Here is a 9220-nt window from a genome sequence, read left to right as displayed (position 1 = left end):
AAATCCTTGAAAGTTAGGCCGTTCTCATTTAAACTAATATCATACATAAATCCAACTCCATTCTTTTTATCTTAGCAATAAAATTATAATGGATAATTTATGTATTGGGGAGATGTTTTTACATCTCTTTTATTTTTTTGCTACCTTTGCCTACTAAAATTATACTCTAACATTTATATTATTGTAATATTCGTGAGGTATAATTTAATACATATATATGGCATGCTTAAGAGCAAAAAAGAATGTGAGAAATGTATAAATAACAGGATAAAGAATAGGAAATAAAAGTCACTTGTGCTTGATTAAATTAAAGGAAAAAATAAAAATACGGGGAAGTGTTTTTTGTGAATGTATTAATTGCGGAGGATGAAAAGGATATCAGAAATCTTTTAAAGCTACAGTTTCAGCAGGAGGGATATTCTGTATTTACAGCAAAGGATGGCATAGAGGCTTTGGAGGTTATACAAAACAAAAGCATTGACATTGCCGTCCTTGACGTTATGATGCCACGATTGGATGGGTTTAATCTGCTACGAAAAATCCGTGAAACATACAAGTTTCCTGTTATATTTCTAACCGCCAGAGGTGAGGATATGGACAAAGTTTTAGGGCTGGGCATTGGCGCGGATGACTACCTTGTTAAGCCATTTAGCATGGCAGAGCTACTTGCACGAGTTGGTGCGCAGCTTAGAAGAAACCTTGACTACTCTTCTAATAAGACACAAGATTCCTCAAAAATAGAGTGTGGCAGTTTAAGTTTAGATAAATACGCCTGCTGTGTTTATATAGATGAGGTGTTGGTGGAAATGAATGCAAAAGAATACATGCTACTTAAGTACCTGATGGAAAACCCTGAAAGGGTTTTCACCAAGAAACAGCTATACAGGGCCGTATGGAATGAAGATGCTTATTACGATGACAACACTATTATGGTGCATATTAGTCATATCAGAAATAAGATAGAGAGTGATCAAAAGAATCCGGAATATATCAAAACTATTAGGGGTATTGGATATAAGTTTCATAAACAGAGTGAGATTAGCTTATGAACAGAAAAATAGAAAATCAATTTTTGGTAAACTATATCCTAATGTTTATTATCTCCACCATGATAGCTATATTTGCATTTATGCTTTTGGGGTTTTCAAATGATGTGATATCCAAGATCCTTTTAAAAAATAATTATACTGCAAAAGGCCTCATGAGGGATGATTATAAAGAAATTGACACAATATCGGTTACTGACAATGGTGGTGGTGTGCAGATAATTAATGCCAATTATGAAGTAGCATTTTCTGAGGGGCTTAATACTATATCAAAGGATAAGCTTACCATAGCAGAGTTTACAGATTTTTTGATAACGAGTAAAAGTAAGGGTATACCATATAGCTATAGTATTGAATACAATTCTAAGGAACAGTTTTGGATAGTAGTTACATTTCCAACTTCTATTAGAATTGATTTTGCTATCGTACATAACGAAGAATTCGCATCGGTTGATAAGCAGCGTGTAGTAGGTTTAATTGTTGCTATAATTTTCTTTTACTTGATATTGCTTGCAATAAGCACTGTAATATATTCAAAGCTAACATCTGTAGGAATATTAACCCCTCTCAAAAAGCTTTGCAGTAGCACAAAGCGAATCAAAGACGGTGATTATTCTGCAAGAGTAGATCTTAATCTTAAAAATGAGTTTGGTGAATTGGAATTAATATTTAATGGAATGGCACAAAAAATTCAAGAGGAAATATCTCTTAGAAGACAGTCTGAAGAAAATCGTAAAAAGCTTGTGCTTGATATATCTCATGATATTAAAAATCCACTTGCAAGTATTATGGGCTATGCAGAGCTCTGCTATAACAATCCACTTTTATCAAAAGAAGAAAGTTTCACATACGCTAAAGTCATCTATGAAAACAGCCTTCGTGCAAATAATTTAATTACGGACCTGTTCCAGCTGTCAAAAATGGAAAGTCCGGAATATGTACTTAATAAAACCCGAGTTGACATATGTGAATATATGCGTGAGGAAATAGGAGCTTTCATAGAAACTTTTGATAAGGCTGGATTTACTTATGATTTTAACATACCTGAAAAAGAAATATTTCTTGAGATTGATATAAAACAGATGGATAGAGTTTTTCAAAATCTTGTAGTTAATACCGTGAAATACAACACAAAAGGAACAAAAGTAATTATTAGTTTATTTCAACAAGAGGATGAAATCATTATTATCTTCAAGGATAATGGCCTGGGAATACCAGCAAAAATTGCAAAAGATATATTTGATCCCTTTGTAAGAGGGAATAGTGCAAGAAATCCACAGACGGGCGGTACAGGATTAGGACTGGCTATCGCTCTAAAAATAATTGTGGCACATGGCGGTAATATCAATCTTAAAACAGATCAAAACTGCGGCTGTGAGTTTATTATCAATTTCCCCCAAATTTAATGGGCAGTTAAGATTAGAAATAGCCCCAGTTAAGTATAACTTGATATATTAATAGCAAGGGGTACGAGATGGGGTTGTTTTCCGTTTCTGTATCGAATAAATTGGAGGTATTTATATATGGAAACCTTAGAAAGTCACTTTTACAATTGGTTTGGAGTATTGTTTTTTGTTGTGCTATATGGAGTGGTGATTTTATTTATGCCATTTTATAGAAAGATGGATAAAAAGCCTGTAGGAACATATCTTGCTTTTTTAATAGCATTTGCTATCGAGATGCATGGTATTCCCTTTAGTATGTATGTGATTTCGTGGATTGTAGGGAAAAATCTTCCGGAAGGTATTCTCTGGGGTCACACATTGGTTTCATCAATTGGTTTTTTGGGAATGTACATCAATTATATATGTGCTTCTTCTGCAATGTTCCTAATTATAAATGGTTGGTACAACATCTACAAAAAATACTGGTCGAAAGAAACAGGAACAGGTTCACTTGTAACGAAAGGAATCTATAGATATATCCGTCATCCTCAGTATACTGGTCTGCTACTTTTATCCTTTGGGATGATGGCGGAATGGGCAACTTTACCAATGATTATACTGTATCCGGTAATGATATCTATGTATGTACGCCTTGCGAAAAGAGAGGAAAAAGATATGCTTGTTGAATTTGGCAATGAGTATAGGGAGTATATGAAAATAACTAAAATGTTCATTCCGTTTATTGTATGACAAGTGAATACATTGGGGGATAAATACAAGAAGATCCTGCCATAATGATTTAAAACCAGAACTTATAAGTGGAAGATTAAGGTTAATTATAAGAAGGTAAAGGGTGTACTTAATTTCATATTAAGTACACCCTTTAATAATAATTATCTATTTTATTTGTTGAACTCTTCCTACAATTCCACCATCAAGCATTACTTTTATACCGCGATGGTGAACTGCTGAATTTGTAAGTAGTCTTTGTACTACGCCCTCAGTTAATTTTCCAGAACGTTGATCCTGTTTTTGTACTACCATAACCTTTGTTCCTACTTGTATATTTTTACGTATTGTTCCATCCATAATAATTAGCTCCTTTTCTATTTTTCAGCTTTAAGTGCATCTAGTCCTTCGTCATCAGTACTTATTCTTATAACATTTTGCACATCATATACAAAAATTTTACCATCACCAATATTACCTGTTTTAAGTACTTTTTTAGCTGTATCTATAACAAGTTGAACTGGAATTTCACAAACTACAATTTCAATTTTTATCTTAGGCAATAAATTTATATCAACAGCCACACCTCTATAATATTCTTTGTGTCCTTTTTGTAATCCACAACCTAGAACATTAGAAACTGTCATTCCTGATATCCCTATTTTATTTAACTCATCTTTTAACTCATCAAACTTACTAGGATTTGTTAGAATATCAATTTTAGTAATCTTATTCATATAAAAATCAACCCCTTTAATTATGTATCAACTATATTATAATCTTTTTGCCAATGTAATGAAAGGTCTAAACCAGGATTTCATTCAGCTAGATTAATTTCTAACTTAAGTCTATAGATAATACTCCAATATTATAAAGTGAAAAAATGAAATATATTAATTATGATATAATTATAGAACGTTAAATTATTAGATTATATTTATTTAAAATATTTTAACTTTTAGATTAAACAGGAGGAATATATTATGAAACTTATAGATGAAGCAAATAGATGTTTACTATGTAAAAATCCTAAATGTAAAGAAGGATGTCCAATTAGTACAGAGATTCCAGAGGTTATAGCACTTTATAAAGACGGGAAAATAAATGAGGCGGGGGAAATATTATTTAATAATAATCCACTTTCTGTAGTATGTTCATTAGTTTGTCCATATGAAGATCAATGTATGGGGAATTGCATAAAAGGAATCAAAGGGGAACCTATAAAATTCCATGAGATAGAAGAGGAAATATCAAGGACATATTTAGAGAATGTTAAGTTTGAAAATCTACCAAAGGATAAAGAAAGAATCGCAATTGTTGGTGGAGGTCCAGCGGGAATAACAATTGCATTTATATTGGCTAAAAAAGGGTATAATATTACAATATTCGATGCACATAGTAAAATAGGTGGAGTATTAAGATATGGTATACCAGAGTATAGATTACATAAAAGTATAATCGATTTATTTGAAGATAAACTTATCGAACTAGGAGTAAAGATAAGGATAAATACACTTATTGGTCCTGTTATAACTCTAGATAGATTATTTGAGGATGGATATAAATCTGTGTTTATTGGCACAGGAGTATGGAATCCTAAGACCTTAAATATTAAGGGAGAGACTTTAGGAAATGTACATTATGCTATAGATTACTTGAAATCTCCTGAAGTCTATAGATTAGGCGAAAGAGTAGCTGTAATCGGAGCTGGTAATGTTGCTATTGATGCGGCAAGAAGTGCTAAGAGAAATGGAGCTAAGAGTGTTACTGTTATTTATAGAAAAGGCTTTGAAGATATGAGTGCAACAAAGCAGGAAATTCGAGAAGCTAAAGAGGATGGAGTCGAGTTCGCCTTATTTAAAGCACCAATTGAAATAACTGAAGAAGGGGTAAGACTTGAGGCTACAGAAAATAAGTTTAATGAGGAAACGCAGAAAAATGAAACTAAAGTTATTAAGGGCAAAGAAGAATTTTTTAAATGTAATTCAACTATTATAGCGGTAAGCCAAAAACCTAGAGAAAATATAGTATCCAGCACAACAAAATTAGATACTAATAGATGGGGATTACTTGTTACAGATGATAAAGGTAATACAACTAAAAGGGGAACCTTTGCATCAGGTGACGTCGTTACAGGAGCTAAAACAGTTGTTGAGGCGGTAGTCCAAGCAAAGGTTGTTGCAGATACTATTGAAAAATATTGTGAAAATAATTAGTGTAGATTTATATAATATATTTAATTATTGACTCTGGAAATAAAGCACTTAATTCCTTTTGAAAGAAGATTTTCATCTCAGCTAAACTTTCTTTAGGATAGACATACTTTCCATAACCAAATTGTCCATATTTGAATTTTCTATCTTCATCTATCATGGGTAGGGTAGTGTTTTCGAAAACTTCAGTAATTATATTTTTTGCTCTTGTTGTATACCTATGGGATATTACCTCAAAAGATAGAGGATGTGTAAGGGAAGAAGGCAAAGCCTTTTTTAAATCCATTAGTAATTGATAATATTCTTCTTTCCAATTAGGGTAAACAAATACAGGCGCAATAATAAATCCTATAGGATAATTGGATGAAGCAAGTTTTGTGCAAGCTTCTATTCTTTTTGATGCTGATGCTGTACTATGTTCATATTCTTTAATTATACTACTTGTATTTAGGCTGAATCTAATTTCTGTATGATTATTATGAGGTAAATCTAATAAAGAATCTACATCATTATATTTGGTAACAAATCTAAACCGACCATCTTTTATCTCTCCAAAAAAGTTTATAGACTGCTGTAGCGCCTGAGTATAACCTTCAACAGGAATAGGATCAGAGGTAGCTGCACCTTCAAATATTGTGGGAGTATATACCCCGTCCAGAATATATTTATTGGCTTGATTAAGAATAGCATCTATATTAACATGAACTCGTACAAAAGGTTTGTCTCCAAGCTGTGTATTAAGGTAACAGTATTCACATTGTCCTATACAACCACTAACAAGTGGTAATTGATAGTGGGCAGAAGGCTTACAACTTTGAAATTTAAGACTCTTTTTAACCCCTACAACAAGGGTTTTTTTCCCTTCTTTATATCTTTCTTTTAAATTATCGCCTGGAATATTAGATTTAACTTTATTAATAGAGGATATCATTATTTCAATTTTATCCTTTGACTTAAAGTCATTGTATAGTTTTTCTCCTAGTGGATAATCTAAGGAATCTTTCTCAAATATAACTCTTTCAGGTATAAACATTTTTTTCCTCCTATAGTAAGCTTTATATTTTATTATTCCCAAAAGACTAAAATTAATTTGTGTTTTTAATTAATTTTAAGGCTTAAATAAGTAAAAATATAATAACATAATGACTACCGAATGAATATTATGGTATATAACAAATTATTTGAGGTGAGTTTTTATGTTTATGAGCCTGGGTATAGGCTTTTCAATGATATGGTCAATTGTTACTGAAAACACTATGGTTACTGAAGTAGTACAAGCATCTCAAGGAGTAATATTACCTTTATGGATTCTAATTATTATTTTAATAATTATGGGGATACTTTACTATAAAAAGAACTTCTCCATTCCTAAGGTAAGTTCCTCGGGGGCTAAACCTTTGACGGAAACACTTCCTACTAATCTAGAAGTAAAAAGGACAAGCAGTGATGAAATTTATAAAACAATAGACGCGGCTGGATATTCTTATGATAGCCAACAAGATATATTTTATTCTAATATGGACTCATGGCAGAAAAATATGGGATATTGTTCTTTTTATGATGAAGCTGCAATACTTTCGGGGATGATTATAGATTGTGAACCAATTAAATTTATCTATGAAGGGAAACAATGGTTAATTGAATTTTGGAAAGGTCAGTATGGAATGAGCACGGGTTGTGAGATAGGGGCATATATAAGACAGGAAAGTAAGATAAATATTTATGGGATATTTAAAGAAGCTTTTTACAAGGGAGTAGGCGATGAAGATAAATTGCAGATGTCTTTCTCATTGAGAATGAGGAGTGAAGTCCTTTTCTCAAGAAGTGAGAAACATTGGTGGTTAACAGGATTTAAGTTAGGTGAGTTTTCAGAACCTTCCGATTTAATTATGAGTTTAAGTATTACTTTAAAGGATTTAGTCATGCGGGATGCCTTTGTTGAAGCATTAAAAAATGTAGGGTATTTAAATAATGAAATTATTATAAATGGAAATACAGTAGCTTTAATATTTGATGAACCACGAACAGAACAGCCAAACGCACGAATAGAAAGGTTAGATAGAATCACACAAACAAAAAATAAAATATTATGTGATAAGTATCAAGAGATTACTAAGAATTATGATACTTTCCCAGATAAAGTAGAAGCAATTCAAAACCAAGCTCCAGATATATATGACAAAATAGTTAATATAGGTAAGTCTAAAGAAGTATTCAGACATTTTGAAAAATTTAAAAATAATTTAAATCTATGAGATAAAGGCAGGACTTAGGGTCCTGCTTTTATTATAAAATACTAATAGTTCTTTATATATCCTTTTTAGAATATAGTCTAACGTAGAATTAATATCTTAGGAGAGTCTTACCATGAATGAATTAAAAGATATATCTAAGGTGTTTGAATCGGCCCAAGAGATTCTTTTTGATCAGTGTTCTAGAATTGTTTTAATGAGTGATTGTCATAGAGGAATTGGGGATTGGATAGATAACTTCTCTAAAAATCAAAATATTTATTTCGCAGCTTTGACTTATTACTATAATGCAAATTATACTTATATTGAAGTTGGCGATGGAGACGAGCTTTGGGAGACTAACAATCTCACTGAAATAATTAATGTACATAGTGATGTTTTTTGGCTTCTTTCTAAATTTTTCATGAAAGACAGGCTTTATTTTATTTTTGGAAACCATGATATGGTAAAGCGAGATGGAAGATTTGTAAAAAATAATTTATATCAGTATTATAATGAACCTCAAAGGCGGTACATACCCTTATTTGAAAATATAAAAATTCATGAGGGGTTAGTATTAAGGCATAAAGAAACAGATGACAAGATTCTGGTAATACATGGACATCAGGCAGATTATATAAATTATAAATTGTGGAAGCTGAGCAGATTTTTAGTTAGATATTTATGGAAACCTCTAGAGTCTTTAGGAGTAAATGATCCAACAAGTACAGCAAAAAATTATAATAAGAAGGATGCCGTAGAGAAAAAGCTTACTGATTGGGTGAAAAAAGAAGGTCATATACTTATTGCAGGACATACCCATAGGCCATCTTTTCCTGAAATTGGGGATATACCATACTTCAATGATGGAAGTTGTGTTCATCCACGATGTATTACTGCAATTGAAATTATACAGGATTCTATTGTACTTGTTAAATGGAGTATTAAAACAAAAAATGATGGTGCTTTGTTTATAGGCAAAGATGTGCTAGCGGGGCCTAGAAATCTAGATTATTATTTCAATGAATTATACTAGAAGTATCAAAAATATAGAGCCTTATTAAACTTAAAAAGTTTAATAAGGCTCTATATTTTAAGATCTTTTATAAGAATGCTTTCTATTTTGTTATTCTTTTTTAGAATTAATCTTAGCTAATATGTATAGCATAAATGGACATAACCCTATAATAAAAGAAAGATTTTTATCTAGATACCAGCTTGCATCACCGCTAGTATTTAATTGCATAGGGATCTTATCAGGTAGAACAGGTAGAAGTAAAAGCATTAGTGCTAGGGGGATTAATAAAATTAATATACCTGTTTTAGAGAATTTTATTTTACTTTTAGTAGGTTTCATCGTATTTTTATTAGGTTTGATTTTGCTTTTATTAGGTTTCATTGTGAAGAGCTCCTTTTGTTTAGATTTCTAAAAGTAATTATAGCATTTTTCCAGTATTTATATAATAAAAATATTGTTTTGGCCTTAACTTTTATTCATGCAGATACCAGTATGGATAAAAATCTGAGTGTTGAGTAATTAAATAGTTTGTTATTATATTATTAAATATATGTTAAATAAAACAAAGGTTGGAATTATTTACAAGTTATATAGTAAG

General features: G+C 31.3%; 10 protein-coding genes. 6 read left to right on the top strand and 4 right to left on the bottom strand.

The window, feature by feature from the left end:
* The first annotated feature begins 344 nt into the window (after positions 1 to 344).
* The 3 genes from CLVI_RS13945 (at position 345) to CLVI_RS13935 (ending at position 3181) form a co-directional block, all read left to right on the top strand.
* Positions 345 to 1049 (top strand): response regulator transcription factor, encoded by a 705-nt coding sequence (locus CLVI_RS13945; protein WP_106060741.1) that lies wholly within the window; start codon positions 345 to 347, stop codon positions 1047 to 1049.
* Positions 1046 to 2452 carry a sensor histidine kinase gene (locus tag CLVI_RS13940; protein ID WP_106060740.1) on the top strand — a complete coding sequence of 469 codons (1407 nt, stop codon included), beginning with the start codon at positions 1046 to 1048 and terminating at the stop codon, positions 2450 to 2452. The genes CLVI_RS13945 and CLVI_RS13940 overlap by 4 nt, the downstream gene beginning before the upstream one ends.
* A gap of 117 nt (positions 2453 to 2569) precedes the next feature.
* On the top strand, positions 2570 to 3181 hold the full coding sequence (locus CLVI_RS13935; protein ID WP_106060739.1) for a methyltransferase family protein: 612 nt from the start codon (positions 2570 to 2572) through the stop codon (positions 3179 to 3181).
* A gap of 147 nt (positions 3182 to 3328) precedes the next feature.
* Here the strand turns inward: CLVI_RS13935 and CLVI_RS13930 are convergent, their stop codons facing one another.
* Positions 3329 to 3520, bottom strand: a complete 192-nt coding sequence (locus CLVI_RS13930; RefSeq protein WP_106060738.1) for a YwbE family protein — start codon at positions 3518 to 3520, stop codon at positions 3329 to 3331.
* Positions 3521 to 3537: 17 nt separating this feature from the next.
* Entirely contained in the window at positions 3538 to 3897 is a 360-nt protein-coding gene (locus tag CLVI_RS13925) for a P-II family nitrogen regulator (protein ID WP_106060737.1), read from the bottom strand.
* A gap of 246 nt (positions 3898 to 4143) precedes the next feature.
* Here CLVI_RS13925 and CLVI_RS13920 point away from each other — a divergent pair, with 246 nt between their 5' ends.
* Positions 4144 to 5376, top strand: a complete 1233-nt coding sequence (locus tag CLVI_RS13920) for an NAD(P)-dependent oxidoreductase (protein ID WP_106060736.1) — start codon at positions 4144 to 4146, stop codon at positions 5374 to 5376.
* A 7-nt stretch (positions 5377 to 5383) separates the two neighbouring features.
* On the opposite strand, the gene splB is transcribed toward CLVI_RS13920, so the two are convergent.
* Positions 5384 to 6406: a spore photoproduct lyase gene (gene splB, locus CLVI_RS13915; RefSeq protein WP_106060735.1), complete on the bottom strand. Its 1023-nt coding sequence runs from the start codon at positions 6404 to 6406 to the stop codon at positions 5384 to 5386.
* Between the two features lie 163 nt (positions 6407 to 6569).
* On the opposite strand from splB, the gene CLVI_RS13910 reads away from it, so the two are divergent.
* Positions 6570 to 7628: a DUF4474 domain-containing protein gene (locus tag CLVI_RS13910; protein WP_242980701.1), complete on the top strand. Its 1059-nt coding sequence runs from the start codon at positions 6570 to 6572 to the stop codon at positions 7626 to 7628.
* A gap of 112 nt (positions 7629 to 7740) precedes the next feature.
* Positions 7741 to 8640 carry a metallophosphoesterase gene (locus tag CLVI_RS13905; protein WP_106060734.1) on the top strand — a complete coding sequence of 300 codons (900 nt, stop codon included), beginning with the start codon at positions 7741 to 7743 and terminating at the stop codon, positions 8638 to 8640.
* A gap of 90 nt (positions 8641 to 8730) precedes the next feature.
* Here the strand turns inward: CLVI_RS13905 and CLVI_RS13900 are convergent, their stop codons facing one another.
* The gene (locus tag CLVI_RS13900) at positions 8731 to 9003 is read right to left on the bottom strand and encodes a DUF1648 domain-containing protein (RefSeq protein ID WP_106060733.1); all 273 of its coding nucleotides are present in this window, start codon (positions 9001 to 9003) and stop codon (positions 8731 to 8733) included.
* Positions 9004 to 9220: the final 217 nt, after the last annotated feature.

Origin of the sequence: Clostridium vincentii, from assembly GCF_002995745.1 — a bacterium.
In the GTDB taxonomy this organism is placed as follows: Bacteria; Bacillota; Clostridia; order Clostridiales; family Clostridiaceae; genus Clostridium; species Clostridium vincentii.
Note: the sequence above shows the minus strand (reverse complement) of the source record. Positions and strands in the feature narration are given on the sequence as shown.